The sequence below is a fragment of the uncultured Salinicola sp. genome, assembly GCF_937921195.1.
Lineage (GTDB): Bacteria > Pseudomonadota > Gammaproteobacteria > Pseudomonadales > Halomonadaceae > Salinicola.
The window spans coordinates 1-17,069 of the sequence record NZ_CALFQK010000133.1 but is presented as its reverse complement, the minus strand read 5'-3'; the positions used below and the strand labels follow the sequence as shown (position 1 = coordinate 17,069).

General features: G+C 65.0%; 21 protein-coding genes and 1 tRNA gene. 16 read left to right on the top strand and 6 right to left on the bottom strand.

Annotated elements, in window-relative coordinates; genetic code table 11:
* From Q0602_RS15005 to Q0602_RS14975, 7 genes are all read left to right on the top strand, one after another.
* On the top strand, nucleotides 1–1,025 hold a 1,025-nt coding region (locus Q0602_RS15005; protein ID WP_298844992.1), incomplete at its 5' end, for a PQQ-binding-like beta-propeller repeat protein.
* Nucleotides 1,026–1,228: 203 nt separating this feature from the next.
* Nucleotides 1,229–2,521: a DUF3100 domain-containing protein gene (locus tag Q0602_RS15000; protein WP_298844989.1), complete on the top strand. Its 1,293-nt coding sequence runs from the start codon at nucleotides 1,229–1,231 to the stop codon at nucleotides 2,519–2,521.
* A gap of 108 nt (nucleotides 2,522–2,629) precedes the next feature.
* Nucleotides 2,630–3,790: a M20 aminoacylase family protein gene (locus Q0602_RS14995; protein WP_298844986.1), complete on the top strand. Its 1,161-nt coding sequence runs from the start codon at nucleotides 2,630–2,632 to the stop codon at nucleotides 3,788–3,790.
* Nucleotides 3,791–3,839: 49 nt separating this feature from the next.
* Nucleotides 3,840–4,751 (top strand): NAD(P)-dependent oxidoreductase, encoded by a 912-nt coding sequence (locus Q0602_RS14990; protein ID WP_298844983.1) that lies wholly within the window; start codon nucleotides 3,840–3,842, stop codon nucleotides 4,749–4,751.
* Entirely contained in the window at nucleotides 4,748–6,307 is a 1,560-nt protein-coding gene (locus Q0602_RS14985) for an aldehyde dehydrogenase family protein (RefSeq protein ID WP_298844978.1), read from the top strand. The genes Q0602_RS14990 and Q0602_RS14985 overlap by 4 nt, the downstream gene beginning before the upstream one ends.
* A 93-nt stretch (nucleotides 6,308–6,400) precedes the next feature.
* Nucleotides 6,401–7,528, top strand: a complete 1,128-nt coding sequence (locus Q0602_RS14980; protein WP_298844975.1) for an aminotransferase class V-fold PLP-dependent enzyme — start codon at nucleotides 6,401–6,403, stop codon at nucleotides 7,526–7,528.
* Between the two features lie 90 nt (nucleotides 7,529–7,618).
* A complete protein-coding gene (locus Q0602_RS14975) occupies nucleotides 7,619–8,491 on the top strand; it encodes a VOC family protein (protein ID WP_298844972.1) in 873 nt (290 codons plus the stop codon).
* Between the two features lie 31 nt (nucleotides 8,492–8,522).
* On the opposite strand, the gene Q0602_RS14970 is transcribed toward Q0602_RS14975, so the two are convergent.
* Together Q0602_RS14970 and Q0602_RS14965 are read right to left on the bottom strand one after the other, a co-directional pair.
* Complete coding sequence (locus tag Q0602_RS14970; RefSeq protein WP_298844970.1) at nucleotides 8,523–9,446, bottom strand: LysR family transcriptional regulator; 924 nt, start codon at nucleotides 9,444–9,446, stop codon at nucleotides 8,523–8,525.
* Nucleotides 9,447–9,489: 43 nt separating this feature from the next.
* Nucleotides 9,490–9,666: a hypothetical protein gene (locus tag Q0602_RS14965; protein WP_298844967.1), complete on the bottom strand. Its 177-nt coding sequence runs from the start codon at nucleotides 9,664–9,666 to the stop codon at nucleotides 9,490–9,492.
* Between Q0602_RS14965 and Q0602_RS14960 the strand changes: the two genes are divergently transcribed.
* From Q0602_RS14960 to Q0602_RS14945, 4 genes are read left to right on the top strand one after another with little or no spacing between them, the layout of a single operon-like run.
* The gene (locus Q0602_RS14960; protein ID WP_298844964.1) at nucleotides 9,653–9,988 is read left to right on the top strand and encodes an antibiotic biosynthesis monooxygenase; all 336 of its coding nucleotides are present in this window, start codon (nucleotides 9,653–9,655) and stop codon (nucleotides 9,986–9,988) included. The two genes, Q0602_RS14965 and Q0602_RS14960, sit on opposite strands and share 14 nt — an antisense overlap.
* Nucleotides 9,972–10,604 (top strand): cell wall hydrolase, encoded by a 633-nt coding sequence (locus Q0602_RS14955; RefSeq protein ID WP_298844961.1) that lies wholly within the window; start codon nucleotides 9,972–9,974, stop codon nucleotides 10,602–10,604. The genes Q0602_RS14960 and Q0602_RS14955 overlap by 17 nt, the downstream gene beginning before the upstream one ends.
* A gap of 34 nt (nucleotides 10,605–10,638) precedes the next feature.
* A complete protein-coding gene (epsC, locus tag Q0602_RS14950; RefSeq protein WP_298844958.1) occupies nucleotides 10,639–11,439 on the top strand; it encodes a serine O-acetyltransferase EpsC in 801 nt (266 codons plus the stop codon).
* Nucleotides 11,440–11,449: 10 nt separating this feature from the next.
* Nucleotides 11,450–12,487, top strand: coding sequence for a DUF1853 family protein (locus Q0602_RS14945; RefSeq protein WP_298844955.1), 1,038 nt, complete (start codon nucleotides 11,450–11,452; stop codon nucleotides 12,485–12,487).
* Here Q0602_RS14945 and Q0602_RS14940 read toward each other — a convergent pair.
* Nucleotides 12,423–13,313, bottom strand: coding sequence for a carboxylate/amino acid/amine transporter (locus Q0602_RS14940; RefSeq protein WP_298844952.1), 891 nt, complete (start codon nucleotides 13,311–13,313; stop codon nucleotides 12,423–12,425). The two genes, Q0602_RS14945 and Q0602_RS14940, sit on opposite strands and share 65 nt — an antisense overlap.
* A gap of 111 nt (nucleotides 13,314–13,424) precedes the next feature.
* Here Q0602_RS14940 and Q0602_RS14935 point away from each other — a divergent pair, with 111 nt between their 5' ends.
* The gene (locus Q0602_RS14935; protein ID WP_298844949.1) at nucleotides 13,425–13,799 is read left to right on the top strand and encodes a DUF6314 family protein; all 375 of its coding nucleotides are present in this window, start codon (nucleotides 13,425–13,427) and stop codon (nucleotides 13,797–13,799) included.
* A 52-nt stretch (nucleotides 13,800–13,851) separates the two neighbouring features.
* On the opposite strand, the gene Q0602_RS14930 is transcribed toward Q0602_RS14935, so the two are convergent.
* Nucleotides 13,852–14,010: a YqaE/Pmp3 family membrane protein gene (locus Q0602_RS14930; protein WP_110600857.1), complete on the bottom strand. Its 159-nt coding sequence runs from the start codon at nucleotides 14,008–14,010 to the stop codon at nucleotides 13,852–13,854.
* 174 nt (nucleotides 14,011–14,184) lie between these two features.
* On the bottom strand, nucleotides 14,185–14,436 hold the full coding sequence (locus Q0602_RS14925; protein WP_295036790.1) for a hypothetical protein: 252 nt from the start codon (nucleotides 14,434–14,436) through the stop codon (nucleotides 14,185–14,187).
* 213 nt (nucleotides 14,437–14,649) lie between these two features.
* Between Q0602_RS14925 and Q0602_RS14920 the strand changes: the two genes are divergently transcribed.
* From Q0602_RS14920 to Q0602_RS14905, 4 genes are all read left to right on the top strand, one after another.
* On the top strand, nucleotides 14,650–14,970 hold the full coding sequence (locus tag Q0602_RS14920) for a hypothetical protein (protein WP_295036788.1): 321 nt from the start codon (nucleotides 14,650–14,652) through the stop codon (nucleotides 14,968–14,970).
* Between the two features lie 176 nt (nucleotides 14,971–15,146).
* A complete protein-coding gene (locus tag Q0602_RS14915) occupies nucleotides 15,147–15,344 on the top strand; it encodes a hypothetical protein (protein WP_298844944.1) in 198 nt (65 codons plus the stop codon).
* Nucleotides 15,345–15,424: 80 nt separating this feature from the next.
* Nucleotides 15,425–15,574 carry a hypothetical protein gene (locus tag Q0602_RS14910; RefSeq protein ID WP_295036785.1) on the top strand — a complete coding sequence of 50 codons (150 nt, stop codon included), beginning with the start codon at nucleotides 15,425–15,427 and terminating at the stop codon, nucleotides 15,572–15,574.
* 294 nt (nucleotides 15,575–15,868) lie between these two features.
* Nucleotides 15,869–16,267: a hypothetical protein gene (locus Q0602_RS14905; RefSeq protein ID WP_298844941.1), complete on the top strand. Its 399-nt coding sequence runs from the start codon at nucleotides 15,869–15,871 to the stop codon at nucleotides 16,265–16,267.
* 70 nt (nucleotides 16,268–16,337) lie between these two features.
* Here the strand turns inward: Q0602_RS14905 and Q0602_RS14900 are convergent.
* Nucleotides 16,338–16,411: transfer RNA gene (locus Q0602_RS14900), tRNA-Gly, on the bottom strand.
* Nucleotides 16,412–17,069 lie beyond the last annotated feature (658 nt).

Below are 17,069 nucleotides of genomic sequence, written 5' to 3'. Positions count from 1 at the left end.
AGACCGGTGAAGTGGTCTGGTCCCGCCAGTGGGTTCACCACGATATCTGGGACTACGACATCAACTCCGCCCCGACGCTGATGGATATCACCGTCGACGGCGAGGAGATTCCGGCGTTGGTCCAGGCGACCAAGCAGGGCTTCCTGTTCGTGGTCAACCGCCTCACCGGCGAAGATGTCTGGCCCATCGAGGAGCGTCCGGTACCGCAGGGCGACGGTAGCGTCGAAGGTGAGGTCTATGCCCCGACCCAGCCTTTCCCGACCAAGCCGGCGCCGCTGCTGGATCAATCCGAGAAACCCAAGATCTGGGGCCTCGCCGATGCCGTGGGCGGCGGCCAGTGTTCGCGCCTGTGGGATGACCTGACCTACGAAGGCATGTACACGCCACCGACCACCAAGGGCGAAGGCGTGCTGGCCTATCCTGACAGCGCCGGTGGCGTGCAGTGGGGCGGCGTGGCGTTCGACCCCGAGAGCCAGACCGCGATCGTCAACACCTCGCATATCGTGCAGACCATCAAGCTGTACAACCGCGAAGACTACGAGGAAGCGGACAGCGGCTCCGGCAACGAGAGTGGCTTCGCCCCGCAGAAAGGCGCGCCTTACGGTCTGCGCCTGCAGGTGGCGACGAACTGGCTGGGCATGCCGTGCTGGGAGCCGCCCTTCGGCGAGCTGGTAGCGCTGGACATGCACACCGGTGACGTCAAGTGGCGTCGGCCGGTCGGCGCGTCACAGCAGTACGGCTTCTTCATGCCCGAGAAATGGGGCTCGCCCACCATCGGTGGTCCTGCGGTGACCGCGGGTGGCGTCGTCTTCATCGGTGCATCCATGGATGCCAAGCTGCGCGCCTTCTCGCTGGAGACGGGTGAAGAGCTCTGGTCGGATCAGGCCGAGGCCCCGGCCGTGGCCAACCCTTCGATCTACGAGTACAAGGGCCGGCAGTACGTCGCCTTCGTTGCCGGTGGCAACACCATCCTCAAGGATCAGGTTGGCGACCAGGTCGTGGTATACGCCCTGCCGGAGGATTGATCACCTAGTCCGACAATCGACGGGCAGTGGCGATCATGATCGCATTGACGGGGTGGGCCTTGGCCCGCCCCGTTTTTCGTTGCTGACGCCCATTACGCGACAGCCATCCAAAAAACAGAACACCTCGCGTCTTTCATTCGATCACGCTCTCTCTGGATACTCGGTGGACGACCTCTCCACCAACAACAAAGAGGTAACGATCGATGCCCCTCTCCAAACTGCTCGACTGGCGTCTTCACCTGCTGGTCGTCGTGATCTCCCTGCTCAGCGAATGGATCGGCATTCTCAAGATCCCGCTCGGCCCGGGAACGCTTCTGCTACTGCCACTGTTCTACGCCTTCGTGCTCGGCGTTCTGCTCAACCCGCACCTGTTCTCCGGGACCCGGCGCTTCCTGCCCGAGAGCGTCAGTCAGGCGGCCACCCCGCTGATCCTGATCTCGATCATGCCGTTCATCGCACGCTTCGGTTCGACCATCGGCCCCGCCATCGACCAGCTCGTCAGCGCCGGACCCGCCCTGATCCTGCAGGAGCTGGGCAACCTCGGCACCATGCTGGTGGCACTGCCGGTGGCGGTGCTGGTTCTCAAGATGGGACGGGAAGCGATCGGCGCGACCTACTCGATCGCGCGCGAACCCAACATCGCGATCATCTCCGACAAGTACGGCCTCAAGGGGCCGGAAGGCGTCGGTGTGATGGGGGTCTACGTCGTTGGTACCATGTTCGGTACGCTGTGGTTCGCGCTGATGGCCGGCTACCTGGCATCCCTGGGCTGGTTCGATCCGCGGGCGCTGGCGATGGCCTGCGGGGTCGGCAGCGGCAGCATGGTCGCGGCGTGCTCCGGCGCGCTGGCCGGCGCCATGCCCGATCTCGCCGACGATCTGCTCGCCTTTGCCGGTGCCAGCAACCTGTTGACCTACGCGACCGGGCTCTATGTCTCGCTGTTCATTGCCCTGCCCGTCGCCGAATGGCTCTATCGTCGCCTGGGCGGCCATCGCCGCGCTGCCGGCACGGTCGGCGCCATGAGCGGGAACGACGCGGCCGGTCTGCCCCAGGAAGAGCGCCCGGAGACGAACCTGGGCAAGACCGCCGCCGTGCTGGCCATGGCCTGCATCGTCGGCTGGCTCGCCAATACCATCAACGGTGCCTCGCTGATCGCTGCCCTGCCGGGCATGGTCATTCTCTACGTCATGACCCTGATCGGCCTGGTCATCACCCGGGCGGCGCCGTTCTATCTACCCGGCGTGGCCTGGGTGTCGCTGGTCAGCATCGTCATGACGCTGCCGTTCTTCCCAGGCAGCGGCTGGATCGTCGATCAGCTCGCCGCGGTCAACTTCCTCGCCATCGTCACCCCGGTACTCGCCTACGCCGGCCTGGCGCTCAGCCGGCGCGAGTTCGGCATGTTCCGCCGGACCGGCTGGAAGCTGATCATCATCTCGCTGCTGGTGTTCACCGGTACCTACGTCGGCTCGGCCGTGGTGGCCCAGGTACTGCTGTAGACGCCGTCCTTCATCGACGATCGGCGACGCGTCCGGCCCGCTCCAACCTCTTGGCGGGCGCGTCTCCCGGTCACTCGAGTAGATCATGAGCCATTGCCGGAGCAGACCATGAACCAGATCGCATCCTATCCCGACCCGAAGACGCTGACCGCATGGCGCCACGACTTCCATCGCCATCCGGAGATCGCCTTCGAGGAGACCCGCACCAGCGAGCGCATCGTCGCCATCCTGCGCGAAAACGGCCTCGAACCGGTCACCGGGCTGGGAGGGGGAACCGGCGTCGTCGTCACCATCGACGGCCGCCGCGGCGCCGGACGCAGCATCGGCCTGCGTGCCGATATCGACGCCCTGCCGATCGAGGAACTCAACGACGTCGACTACCGCTCGAACATACCGGGGCGCATGCACGCCTGCGGTCACGATGGCCACACCACCATGCTGCTGGGCGCGGCCTGCGCGCTGGCGCAAGATCCCGACTTCGCCGGCCAGGTCCACTGCATCTTCCAGCCAGCCGAGGAGAGCGAGGGCGGCGGTCGCGTGATGGTCGAAGAGGGGTTGTTCGAGCGCTTCCCGATGGAGGCGGTCTACGGCCTGCACAACTGGCCGGGACTCGCCGTCGGCGAAGCTGCCGTCCACGATGGCCCGGTGATGGCGGCGTTCGATGTCTTCACGCTCAAGCTGACCGGGCGCGGCTGTCACGCGGCCATGCCGCATCTGGGCACGGACGTGGTGCTCGCCGCCTGCCAACTGGCGAACCAGTTGCAGGGGCTGATCAGTCGCGAGACCCCACCGCATCAGTCCGCCGTGCTCAGCATTACCCAGTTCCACGCCGGCGACGCCTACAACGTCATTCCCGAAACGGTCGAGCTGCGCGGCACCGTGCGCTGCTTCGACGCGGCACTGAAGGCGAGACTGGAACAGCGGTTCCGCGACGCCGTCGCGGCCACCGCCCAGTTTCACGGTCTCAAGGCCGATTTCGACTACCAGGCGCGCTACCCGGCCACGATCAACGCGCCTGGGCACGCCACCCGATGTGCCGAGGTGCTCGATGGGCTGCCCGGTATCGACAAGGTCCACCGCGACCTGGCGCCGAGCATGGGATCGGAGGATTTCGCCTTCATGCTGAACCGGTGCCCAGGCGCCTATATCTGGCTGGGCAATGGCGACAGCGCGGCGTTGCACAACCCGGCCTACGACTTCAACGACGCCATTTCCCCGCTTGGCGTCGCCTACTGGCAGGCGTTGGTGAAAAAGCTGCTGGACGACTGACGACGCCCCTGCCGAAACGCTTCATCCGAGAGCAAGCCTGGAGAACCTGATGAAAATCACTGTCATCGGCCTTGGCCAGATGGGTGGCAACATGGCGCTGACGCTCAAACGCGCCGGCTTCGACGTCACCGGTAGCGATCTCTTCGAGACCGCCCGCGAGCGGCTGGCGGCGCAGGGCCTCGCGACCGTCAGCCCGGAGGCGATTGCCGCCAGCGACGTCTATCTGCTGTCACTGCCCACCTCCGACCATGTCCGGGAAGTCATCGAGATCTCACCCGGTCTGCTCGCGCGCGCCCCCAGGGGCAGCGTGATCGTCGACACCTCCACCAGCGACCCGGTGGTGAGCCGCGAACTCGCCGCCCAGGTCGTCGCGGCCGGCCTCGAGTGGCTCGACGCACCGGTCAGCGGCGGGCCCAGAGGCGCGGCAAGCGGAAAACTCGGCATGCTGCTCGGTGGCGACATGGCGACGCTGGAGCGTGTCATGCCGATGCTGGAAGCGATGTCCGCCAAGCGTACCCACGTGGGCGGCCCGGGCAGCGGCCACGTGGTCAAGCTGGCCAACAACTATCTCTGCGCCACCAACCTGATCGCCACCGCCGAGGCCGTGGCCCTCGCCGCCAGGGCCGGCGTCGACCCGGCGGCTTGTCTCTCCGGACTCAACAGCGGCTCCGGCCGCAGCGCCATCAGCGAGGTCAATTTTCCCGAGTGGATCCTCTCCGGCCGCTTCGATTCCGGCTTCACCAGCGGCCTGATGCGCAAGGATCTGCGTCTGGCGCGGGACGCCGCCGACGATCTCGGGCTCGACCTGACACTGCTCCACCAGGTCGTCGCCGGCTGGCATGCCAACGCCGATCGCCCGGCGGACGGCGATGATTTCAATCACATCGTCTCGCCGATCCTGGCCCAGGCCGGGGTCGATTTCACCCAACCCTCTGCCAACGACGAGGAGACCTCCGCATGAACGCTCTCGATACCCAGGCACAGCAAGCCTTGCATCGTCTTCTCGCCCAGTTCGGCTTGTCGCTGGAACCCGGAGACACGCCCTGCTCCAACTGGATCGACGGCGATCTGGTCGCGGGCCGGGGTGACACCATCGCGCTGACGAACCCGGCGACCGGGGGCGACCTGGTCAGCTACCGCGACGCGGGTGCCGACCTGCTCGATCGGGCCGTCGAGGCCGCGTCCCGTGCCCAGGTCGAATGGATGGCGCTGACCGCCAGCGAGCGCGGCCGGCGCATGAATGCCGCCGTCCGTCGGCTGGAGGGCCACGAGGAGGATCTCGCCCAGCTCGAGAGCGTGATCGCCGGCAAGCCGATTCGGGACTGCCGGGGCGAGGTCGGCAAGGTCCGGGAGATGTTCGAGTACTACGCCGGCTGGTGCGACAAGCAGCACGGCGAGGTGATTCCGGTGCCCACCTCGCACCTCAACTACGTTCGCCACGTCCCCTTCGGCGTGGTCGGCCAGATCACACCCTGGAACGCACCGATGTTCACCTGCGCCTGGCAGTTGGCGCCGGCCATCGCCGCGGGCAACGGCGTCGTCCTCAAGCCCTCGGAGCTGACCCCGTTCTCGTCGGTGGCGATCGCCCGCCTGCTCGAATGCGGTGGCCTGCCCAAGGGGTTGATCAATATCGTCAACGGCCTCGGCCCGACCACCGGCGCGGCCCTGACCGGCCACGACGGCATCAGCAAGCTGGTGTTCGTCGGCTCCCCCGACAGCGGCCGCCTGATCGCCGAGGCCGGCGCCCGCCGCCTGGTTCCCAGCGTGCTCGAACTCGGCGGCAAATCCGCCAACATCGTGTTCGACGATGCCAGGCTGGACGATGCCGTGGCCGGGGCCCAGGCCGCGATTTTCGCCGCGGCCGGGCAGAGCTGCGTGGCCGGCTCGCGGCTGCTGGTCCAGCGCGACATCTTCGATGCCGTGGTCGAGCGCGTCGGCCGCGCCGCCAGCCGGATCGCCGTGGGCCTCCCCGTCGACGAAGCGACCCGCATGGGGCCGTTGCAGAACGCCCGCCAGTACGAACGCGTCACCGCCATGATCGAGCGTGCCAGGGCCGCCGGCGCGCGCATCGTCACCGGCGGTCAGCGTCCCGAGGGCCTGCCGCAAGGCGCCGATGGCTACTACCTCGCGCCGACGGTGATCGCCGACGTCGACGCCTCGATGGAGATCGCCTGCGAGGAGGTGTTCGGCCCGGTGCTCGTCGCCATGCCGTTCGACGACGAAGCCGACGCCGTTCGGCTCGCCAATGGGACCCGCTTCGGCCTGGCCGGCGCAGTCTGGACGCAGGATCCGGCCCGGGCGCATCGCGTCGCTGGCCAGTTGCGCGCCGGCACGGTGTGGATCAACAGCTACAAGGCGATCAACGTGATGTCGCCCTTCGGCGGCTTCCGCGATAGCGGCTTCGGCCGTTCCAGCGGCCTCGACGGACTACGTGAATATACCGTCCCGCAGAGCGTCTGGGTCGAGACCGGCGTCACAGCCAGCGTCGCCATGGGGTACGCCAGCGGAGAGGCATGAGGCACCGACCGCTGCGGGGGACGACTCCGCTCGCCCAGGCCCGAGTTCGGTTATCATCGCGGACATGAGCCTGGAACCGACGAGGAGCCGCCCGTGCAGCCAACCGATCTCTGTTATCTCAACAACGCCTCCGTCGGTCTGCAGAGCCCGGCGGTGTCGGCCCGCCTGCGGGATTGGCTGGAGGCGGAGATGGCTGCCTATCCGCGCCAGCGCCTCGAAAGCGCATTCTGGGATGGCCAGGCGACCAGGGCCCGACTGGGCCACTGGATCGGCGCGCCGGAGGCCCAGGTCGCCTTCGGCGCCAGCACCTCCCGGCTCATGGCCCAGGTCATCGGAAGTCTGAATCTCAGCGGAAAACGGCTGCTGGTCGCACCGGGCGAGTGGGCTTCCAACATCGTCCTGCTCAGGCGGCTCGGCGGGGAGCCGCCGCGCGCCATCGAACTGCTGGCGACGGACGCGGCCGGACGGCTGGACATGGCCGCCATCGCCAGGCAGATCGACGACGACGTCGCGGCGATACTGACGCCGCTGGTGACCAGCATCGAGGGGCGGCGCTACGAGGTGGAAGCGCTGGGCGACCTGCCCCGTCCGTCGCACTGCCCGTTGATCGTCGATGCGGCACAGGGCCTGGGGCAGACCGAGATCGACGTGCGCCGCCTCGGCTGCGACGTGCTGGTCGCCACCACGCGCAAGTGGCTGCGCGGACCTCGCGGCATGGCGCTGCTCTATGTCAGTCAGCCGGCACTGGCCCTGATGCACCTCAATCCAGCGCCGGAGCTGGCGGGGCTGAGACTGGAGCCGGACACCCAGCGGTTCGTCGATCTGCCCCAGGCCCGTCGCTTCGATGCCTCCGACCTCTCGGTCATGAGCCAGGTGGCGCTGACGGCTGCCCTGAACGAGTTGCAGCAGATCGCGCTGGAGCCGATGCGCCACCATCTGGCGGCGCTCGCCGGGCGGGTCTACGACATCGCCCGGGAGCAGGGGTTTCGGCCCCTGCTGCCCCATCCAGAGACGGGCATCGCCACGCTCCACCTGCCGGATATCGAGCCTCTCCAGGTGCGTCAGCGGCTCGATGCCGCCGGGATCGTCGCCAAGACCTGCAGCACCTCGGCCGAGCCGCTGAACGTCCGGCTGCCGGCCACCGGTACGCTATTGCGAATCTCACCTCACTGGCATAACACGCCGGAGGATATCGACCGCGCCATGGCGGCGTTGAGATGAGAAAACACGAACCCGATCGCGTACCCTGTCTCCCTCGCCCCGCGATTATGGGCAATACTGCAGACAACGACGCTACGGGATGGAAGGCTCATGAGCTTCGGCATCGATCACCCTTTACTGGCGGTCAGTAATCTCGATCATGCCGCCCAGGCAGCCAGGGATCTCGGTTTCACCGTCAACCCGCGTCATCAGCATCCGTGGGGGACGGACAACCACCTGCTGTTCTTCAGCAACAACTTCATCGAACTGATCGGCATCGGTCGTCCGGAGTGCCTGGACTACCAGGATGCCAATGGCTTCCAGTTCGGCCGCCTCGTCGAGGCGCGACTGATCACCGTGGGCGACGGCATCGCCATGTTGGCGCTGGACAGCGACAGCATCCAGCGCGATCACGCCCTGGTCGCGGCACGCGGCTTCAACGAAGCGTGCCCGGTCATCTTCCGCCGCATGGCCCACCTGCCCGGCGGCCGCGACGAGGAAGTGAGCGTGGCGCTGGATATCCTGCACGATCCCGAACGCCCCTTCCTGACCCAGTTCCTCTGCCAGCAGCTACGCCCGGAGCTGTTCCGTGTCGACCCGACCCAGGAGGCGCATGCCAACACCGCCACGTCGATCGCCGATGTCTGGTATGTCAGCGATGAGCCGGACTACGACATCGAGCACTTCCGCCGCATTCACGGTGCCGCCTCGGTCCGTGGCAGCGACGCGGCGTGGACGATTCACACCCATAAAGGGGATTGCCACCTGCTCGATGCCCGGACGCTGGCAGCGACCTTCCCCATCCTCGGCGAGATCGAGGCGCAGCCCCCGCGCGCCATAGCCCTGACCCTCACCTGCCGGGACCTGGAAGCGGCGATCACCTGCTGGGACGAGCACGGGATCGACTACCACCGCCACAGCGAGACCCAGGCCGACATCGCACCGGGCGTGATGGGCACCCTGCTCCGATTCGAGCAGCGTTAGCCAGGCACCCCGCCGATACGGACGCCGCGGCTCACGACGGCCCCGCCGGGGTGCGAAAGGCCTGCATCCAGGCCCCGAGGTGGCGCAGCAGCTTGAGACTGGCCTGCGGCTGGCGCCGGCCGACCCGGGTGATCATGTGCGCCTGGGAGTTCTGGAAAAGCGCCGACGCCACCGGTAGCGCCACCACGCTTCCCTCGGCCACCTCGTGGGCCACGGCGAAACGCGGCAGCAGCGTGATAGCCATGCCCGCGACCACCGCGCGGCGCAGCACCGCCATCGAGTTGGTCTCCACCGCGACCTGGGGGCGCAGGCCCGCCTGGGCGAAAGCCTGATCCACCAGCCGGCGCACACCGTGACCTGGCTTCCAGAGCGCCATCGGAATCCCGCTGAGCCGCTGCAGCGAGATCGGGTCGGGGTCCCCGGCAAGCGGATGGTCGACAGGACAGATCGCCAACAGCGGCTGACCGCTGGAGGCCCAGAAGCGAATCTGCGGATGGATCCGCTCATGGAACATCAGCCCGATATGCGCCCGATCCTCTACCACGGACTCGATGATCTCGTCCGTGCCCGCCTGTTCGATCTCCAGGCGTACGCCCCGGTAGCGCTCGGCGAAGGCCCTGAGCGGCGCATCGATCAGATCGTTGATGAAGCCCTCGCCCACCACCAGGGAGATGGTTCCGGTCTCCAGGCGCTGGTAGGCCTCCAGGCGGGTGATGAAGTCGTCGTCCAGGTCTCCGCGTCGACGACAGTAATCGAGCGCCATCTCTCCCACCGGCGTGGGGCGGATCCCTCTCGGCGTGCGTTCGAGCAACGGCGCCTCGAAAGCCGCCTCCAGCAGCGCAATCTGGCGGCTGACCGCCGAGGGTGCGATATCCAGCCGGGCCGCCGCCTTGCGCAGCGACCCGGACTCGACCGCGACGCGAAAATAGACCAGGCGCTGATGGGGAATGTCCATGAGAGTCGACCGGAGAGCGGAAACCGTTGCCACGATTAGCCCATCAACTCGGGACGACGTCAACGCCATCCTGGGGCAGCGGCGCTTTCGACTCGACTTTCGGCACCGGATACTGGCAATGTTGCCCGGTCACGCCCGAAAACTCGCGGCGACCCGCTTCATCGATTTCCTCACCGGGCGCCGCTCTTCCCAGCAGGAGCCACTGCATGTTCATCGCCATGAACCGCTTTCGCGTCAACCCGGCGCGCACCCAGGAATTCGAGACGCTATGGCTGGAGCGCGAAACGCATCTTCAGGGCCTGCCCGGATTCGTCGAGTTCCAGATGTTGCGCGGCCCGGAGGAGGAGGATCACGTGCTCTACGCTTCCCATACCGTATGGCGCTCTCGCGCTGACTTCGAAGCCTGGACCCACTCGGAGGCGTTTCGTGCGGCCCATGCCAACGCCGGCCAGAGCCGGCGCGAAGGCCTGTATCTCGGCCCGCCCAAGTTCGAGGGCTTCGACGTCATTCAGACGATCGGCAGCGATGAAAGCGCTGGCTGAGCGGGGTTATCGGCGACTGGCGCTCGCCGTCGTCCTGGCCGGCCTGCTGTCGAGCGACCCTGCGTCGGCCTCGCCACCGCCGACCCAAGCCGACATCGCGAAGCAGAAAGCCGTGCAACTCGAGCGGCGTGTGGTCGAGACAGACGAGATCGAACCGGCCCCCGAGGCGGTGCGACTGACCCCGGAAGGCACCGAGGCCGTCGATCCGCGAGGTTTGGCGCCGCTCGACGATGCGATCACCTGCCTGGCGCGATCGATCTACTGGGAGGCCAAGGGCACCGATCAGCGCGAGATGCAGGCGGTCGCCAACGTGATCATGAACCGGCTGGGCAATCCCGAGTTCCCCTCGAGCCTGTGCGACATCGTTCAACAAGGGTCGGAGAGCGGACACTGCCAGTTCTCCTGGTGGTGCGACGGCCGTCCCGACGAAGCCAACGAGCCCGATCAGTACGCGGCGGCCCGGGAGATGGCGCGCCGTGCGCTCAATGGGACGCTTCCCGACATCACCCATGGCGCCCTGTTCTTCCACCATCGCAGCATCTCGCCCGGCTGGATGTCGACACTGGTCAGAACGGCCCGCACTCGGGAATTCAACTTCTATCGCCAGCCCGGATGAACCGGATCCCCCCAGACGCAGGCCATCAACGACGATGAAACCAGGATTCGACGAAGAGGGAACCCTGTCGGCCGACGCCGGACATCGGACGAGCGCATGCTCGGGTCCGCTCGATACCGACACGCTGTGGCGGATGCTAACCGAGGCCGCGAGGGCCGCCGTGAACCGGGACCCGCTGCTGTCGGCACTGTATCGTCACATCCTGCTGGAGGTGCCGGACTTCGCGAGCGCTCTGGCCCGGGTTATCGCCGACACCCTGACGACGCCGCAGCTGCCGGAGAGAGCGGCGCGGGAGCGCGTCGAGGCGCTTCTCGACCGACATCCGGCGATCGCGGCGGCTGCCGAGCGGGACCTGGTCGCGCTGCTCCGCGAGGATGCCGCCATTCCCGAACCCTTCACACCACTGCTGTTCTTTCCCGGCTACCAGGCCGTGCAGTGTCACCGCATTGCCCATCAGTGGTGGCTGGACGGAGTGACCGACCTGGCCAGTCATCTCCAGTATCGCGCGGCCGTCCGGTTCAGCGCCGATATCCACCCCGCCGCGGCCCTTGGCGCCGGGCTGTTCGTCGATCATGGCGCCGGCATCGTCATCGGTGAGACCGCCGTCGTCGAGGACGACGTCACGATCTTCCACGGGGTGACCCTCGGCAGCTCGGGCAAGGTGAGGGGCGATCGTCATCCCAAGGTCCGTCGGGGCGCCTTCCTGGGCGCCGGCGCCACCATCCTGGGCAACATCGAAATCGGGGAAGACGCCCGGATCGGCGCCGCTGCCGTGGTCACTCGCAGTGTCGCCGCCGGCGCCACCGTGATCGGTCCCGCGGCCAGACCGCGCTGAGCGATTCACGATGTTCGCCCCCTCGCAGCCAACCGTCAGTCTCGACATCTTTCAGACGCCGGGATCTCTACTGGCGAACGATCTGGCGCGACTCAGCCGGCCCTGGGTGCGCGACATCGCCTGGTTGCTGCATGCCCCGGACATGGCCACCCTCGACTGCCCCGGACGCCCCACGCTGGCGGAACTGGGGCTCGACCGGCACGGCCGCCGGCGGGCCTGGCTGGCACAGCAGGAGACCCTGGATGCAGACTTTCAACGACAGCGACTGAAGCGGCGCTCGCAGCGACTGGGCATCTACCATGAGACGCTTTGGCAGTGGATCCTGGAGCGGGCCCCCCGCACTCGACTACTGGCGCACAACATCGCGCTACGCGAGGACGGGCAGACCCTGGGCGAACTCGATCTCCTCTACGCGTCGACACAGGCCATCGACCCGCCGTGCGACGACCGCGAAACCGATGTCTTCCATGTCGAGTTGGCCATCAAGTTTTTCCTCGGCCTGCCGGAGGGACCGGGAGACCGCTACGATGCCGCGCGCTGGATCGGGGTGGGAAGCTTCGATTCGCTGGCCATCAAATGTCATCGCCTCCAGTCCCACCAGCTACCCGGAGGCCGATCCCCGGCCGCCCGGCGACAGCGCCAGGCACTGGGCGCTACCGGATCGCTACGACAGCGGATCATCATGCCGGGATGCCTCTACCACCCCTGGCATCGACGCTTGCCGCTGCCCCGGCTTGCCAACGACAGCGCGGCGCAAGGCCTGTGGTGTCACCGGAGTGCCTGGTCGGCGTTGGCGCGGCAATTGCCCGAAGGCACCGGTGGCCACCTGCTGATCAAGCCTCACTGGCTCGCGCCGCCAACCAGCGAGCCGTCGCCGTTGGCTGCGCTGGAAGAGGCACTGGCACAGCGCTTCAGCGACCTCGGCAAGTCGGCGCACCTGCTGCTGACCCTGCCGGACGGTGGACAGTGCCGGGTTTTCGTGGTCAGGGACGAGTGGCCGCCGGCACTGCCGCTGCCCCCGCCGGGCCTCTTGCCCAGCGCGCGTTGAGCCATAGCGAACTGGCCAGGATCAGCGCGCCGACGCCCAGCCGCACGAGGTCGGCGTCCCGGTTCCAGATCAGCAGGTTGACGATCAGCCCAGCCGGGATCAGCGCGTTGTTCATGATCGCCAGGGTGCCGGCGTCGACACGGCAGGCCCCCTTGTTCCAGAGGAAGTAGCCCAGCCCGGAGGCGACGATTCCCAGCCAGCCCAGTACGCCCCACTGGAGCGATGTGGTGGGTAGCTTGGCGGCGTCTCCCAGCACCCAGAAAGCCGGCAGCGCGATGCACAGCGCCCCCAGATAGAACCAGCCAAACAGATGGCGATGCGCCAGGTCGGTCGGCAGGCGTTGCGCCAGGTGCCGATACCCGACCTGGCCCAGCGCAAAGCAGAGGTTCGCGCCCTGCACGACCACAAAGCCGAGCCAGTAGTTGGCGGTGACCCCATCGTATCGAATGACCGCCGCGCCTATCACCGCCAGCACGGCCACCGCGAGATAGCGCGGCGAGAAGCGCCGCGCCAGCAGGTCGTCGATCAGGGTGATGTAGAGCGGAGTGAAGATGGTGAACAGCAGCACTTCCGGCACAGTCAGCAACAGAAACGAGTGGTAGAAGAAGAGATACATCACCCCGAGCTGGAGACCGCCGATGGCCATGAGGCCCAGACGCGCGGACCAGCGCAGCGCGGCAGGACGCAGGAACGGCAGAAAAATCAGCGTTGCCAACAGGATACGTATCATGACCGCAAAGTAGCTATCCACTTGCCCTGACAGGTAGACACCGATCAGACTGAAGGAGAAGGCCCAGAGCGCCGTGACGCCAACGAGGTAAGACATGCAGGTCAACCTGTGAGAAACGATAAGTTGACAGCCATTATACGGTTAAGCGCGGTTTTGCCCAGTCTGTCGCGCTTCGAATTCGTGGCGCAATCGGGGGCGGCTTCGGGAGTGAGTTGGAACGGCTGGGGTACCGGCGCGGTCGACGTGGTTCGACAACAGGACAACGTGCGCTTCTTCGAGTCGGGGACCTTCACGCCCGATGGCCAGGATCGCAGCCTACCGATGCGCAACGTCTATCGCTGGGATCTTCATTCCGAGCGGATCTCGCTGTCCCACGAACGCCGTGGCGCCGCCGCTGCCGTCTGGCTTTTCGATCTCGTCGCCAGCGACGGGGACACCCTGGTCAGCGCCGAGGTCCATCAATGCGCCGCCGATGCCTATAGCGCCACGCTCACGCTGGTATCGAACGGTATCGATCTGGAGTGGCGGATCGTCGGTCCCCGCAAGGATGAGCGTATCCTCTACCGGTATCGAGCCGGCTGAAACGACGACGGCTTCCCGAAGGAAGCCGAAGAAGGGAGTCGCCGAAACCGTCTCAGCGCGTCGCAATGATCCAGATGGCGTGAATGATGCCTGGGATGTAACCCAGCAGCGTCAGCACGATATTGATCCAGAACTGCAGTCCCAGGCCAACCTGCAGGAACACCCCTACCGGCGGCAAGAGAATGGCGAAGATGATGCGAATGATGTCCATGTAGCCTCCTTTGCTCAGAACGACATCGTTGTTGGTAGCCAACAATCCATTGTGGTGCCCCAAGGCGACCGGCGAACCGGCCTTCTTGGGCAGCGGGATAGCAACACCCCGCTGACTTGTCATGATTCACCCCGCCACAGCATAGCGTTCTTTGACGGTGAACGCTGCCGCTCGTCAATGACGACCCTTGGCATCCTCGTCGTTGGAGCGCGTCTTGCTCACCTTGGCATGGATGGAGCGCGAATCCGAGGCGAGTTCCTCGTGATGCCGCTCCCAATCCTCCCAATCATGTGGCGTACCACTTCTCGGACCGTGTTCGGCAGCCTCCCGGGCCCGCGCCCACGCTTTCTCCTCGAGCGACTGGGGCTTGTCCTGCTCCTTGTCGAGCGCTATACCCTGCTTGGCGAGATAATCTCGAGCATTCATCCGTTGTCCTCCCGTGCGGCGTCGGGGCCACTTCTTCCCGTGGGCATGGCCCCGAGCAATACCCTCTTAGATGGCACCTGGCGATCGCCACTTCAAGGTCTCAGGAAGAGCCGACGCCATCTAATTTTTAGCCGAATGAAATTTATGAACTACAGTAAAAGTGCACCGGGTTGCCTGTCGCAGCCATCATCCTCTACGCAAAAGGAATTTGTCATGAGAAAGAATCTGATCGTTTCCACTATGGCCGCCATGATGCTGATGGGTGTCGCCGGTGGCGCTTTCGCGCAAAGCGACGCGATGGAAGAAGCCGAGCAGGCGAACAACGAACCCATGAACACGGGCAGCGGCGTCACGACGGATGGCAGCCAGGCCTCGGACAAGGCCAGTGGCCACAGCGATGCTGCCAATGAGTCCATGGACGCGGTCGAGGCCGAGACGAGCGAAAAGACGAATATCCAGGAGTCTGAAGACCTGGACGACATTGACGCCGAGGGCCACAGCGACGCGGCTGGCGATGCCATCGAAAGTCAGTGATGGGCTATTGGCGATAGCCGAGGGGCTTCGGCCCCTTTTTCACGCTACGAGAACGGAGTGATGTTGAGCCAAGTGGTGTGACCGGCCCGATGCCCTGACAAAATGCCGTCCACGGCATTTCCAGACGTCGGGCCGATTCACAGCGACAGCGCCAACCCGTAAAGGAGCCCCCCATCTTGAACTCGTTTGTCGTTCGCCACTCCTCGACCAATGCAACACAGCGGGCGCCAGAGTGGCTGGTCGTCGATCAACGCTACGACGCTGGCGCTGAGCCTTGCTGGATCGTCTCCCGGCACGCCTTCCCGGAAGAGGCCGAGATGGAAGCCGAACGCCTCAACGGCAACGATACGGCTCCTATCGGAAGCGTCGATTGATATGGCCGGCACGAATGACGACCTTGCACAGCGCACAATCTCTGACGACGAACGCAACCACCAACGATCGGGATGATGCCATGAAGAAGATGATCGGCGCCGCCATCGCCAACTGGCTGAGAAAGCCGGAGAACCGTGAAAAGGCCAAGCGCACGGCCAAGCAGGCATACGCTAAATACCAGCGCCGCAAGGGGAACTCGACGCCCGAGGCGGGTCCCAAGTCTCGCTAGGGGTGGCCCCCTCCCCGTCTGGAAACACCGGCTCCTGCTTCTCCAAGCCAATCACGACAATGCGCGTCGATAAAGCGCTTGTCCCTTCGGTGCTTTGACCTCTCGAATGGCTTTCGGACAGCAAAGCGCACTTGAAACCAGGTTATAAAATTAACCAGACATCTAGCTGTATCGCTCTTTCTTCACATTACGATGACAAGAAAGATAATATTCGACATGCATCCAAAGGAAAGCTGAGTGCGTACTCCTTAATATCAAACGAGATCCAGCACCGGCGATGATGGGAGCCAACGCATGTCAAACCGTTACTTCGTTCGAACGGTCAACCCCAATACCCCAATGGAACACTTCGTGGTCGCCGATTTTCATCGGGAAGGGGCTTGCATGAACGTCTATTTCAACCGCCCTGCCGCGATTGAAGAAGCGAGGTGGCTGAATCGCCACCACCACCGCCAGCGACTCAAGAACGCGCGTTTCGAATGGCAGCACGATTTTCACTCACCCCGGGGGCTCCCTCCCCAAATCGAGCCAACAGAGGAAAGCCTCGAGGAGAGCGATCTCGCTTCGAGGCCAACAAAGGCAACGGCTCAAGCCAGTGAGGCAGAGGAGACTCTCTCGAGACGCGGCTCACAACCCCGCAAAACGGCAGAGCAGGTGATGAAGAGCCTGATGAAGCGGCGATTGGTCAATTAAGCTCTGCCTGAAAAATCGACTAGCCACCAGACCGGGCTGGAGGAAAGAGGACGGCGACAGCGGGAGTGTGTGGAGCGGGTGAAGGGAATCGAACCCTCGTCTTAAGCTTGGGAAGCTTCTGCTCTACCATTGAGCTACACCCGCCGCGGGCTTGATCGTAAATCCGGAGACTTGGCGTTTGCAAGCTCGTATTCTCCTGCCGTCCACCTCATCTCCTGCCGTACACCCTAAGCTCTATCTGAAAAATCGGCGAGCGATGGCCAGACAAGGCAAAAACTGACGAAAAAGCGGAGTTTACGAGGTGTAAATGAGCATTTTGAGTCAGTTTTTAACGCCGTATGGGCGAGCGCAGGCATTTTTCAGACAGAGCGTAGCGTCTACCGGCAAGAGAGAGCCCGGCCCTCCTGACGAGGGCCGGGCTCTCAATCAGCCTGCGCCTGACCGGCTGACGGTTCGGGAATCGCTGATCCCGCTTCCCTGGCACTTCCTTCCCTGGAGGTTTTCCCTGATGTCGTCCCTGACCAACAACCGACGCCTGAACAATTCAGTCGTCATCTGGTAGAAGGCATCCACTGAGCAACCACACGATTTTGCACACACACCGGTGATTTTAAAATCTACCCGAGTTAATTAAAAAGGAAGTATTCGGTAGCAATTTGTAACGAAGGCTTGGAGCAGAAAGCGGGAAACGAACGGGCGACGGTAGCGGCAAAAGCGCAAAGCAACGATAAATAAGACCCATAAAAAAATCCCCGACCGAAGTCGGGGAACCAAGGATCTACAACGAACCGTCATCTTATCT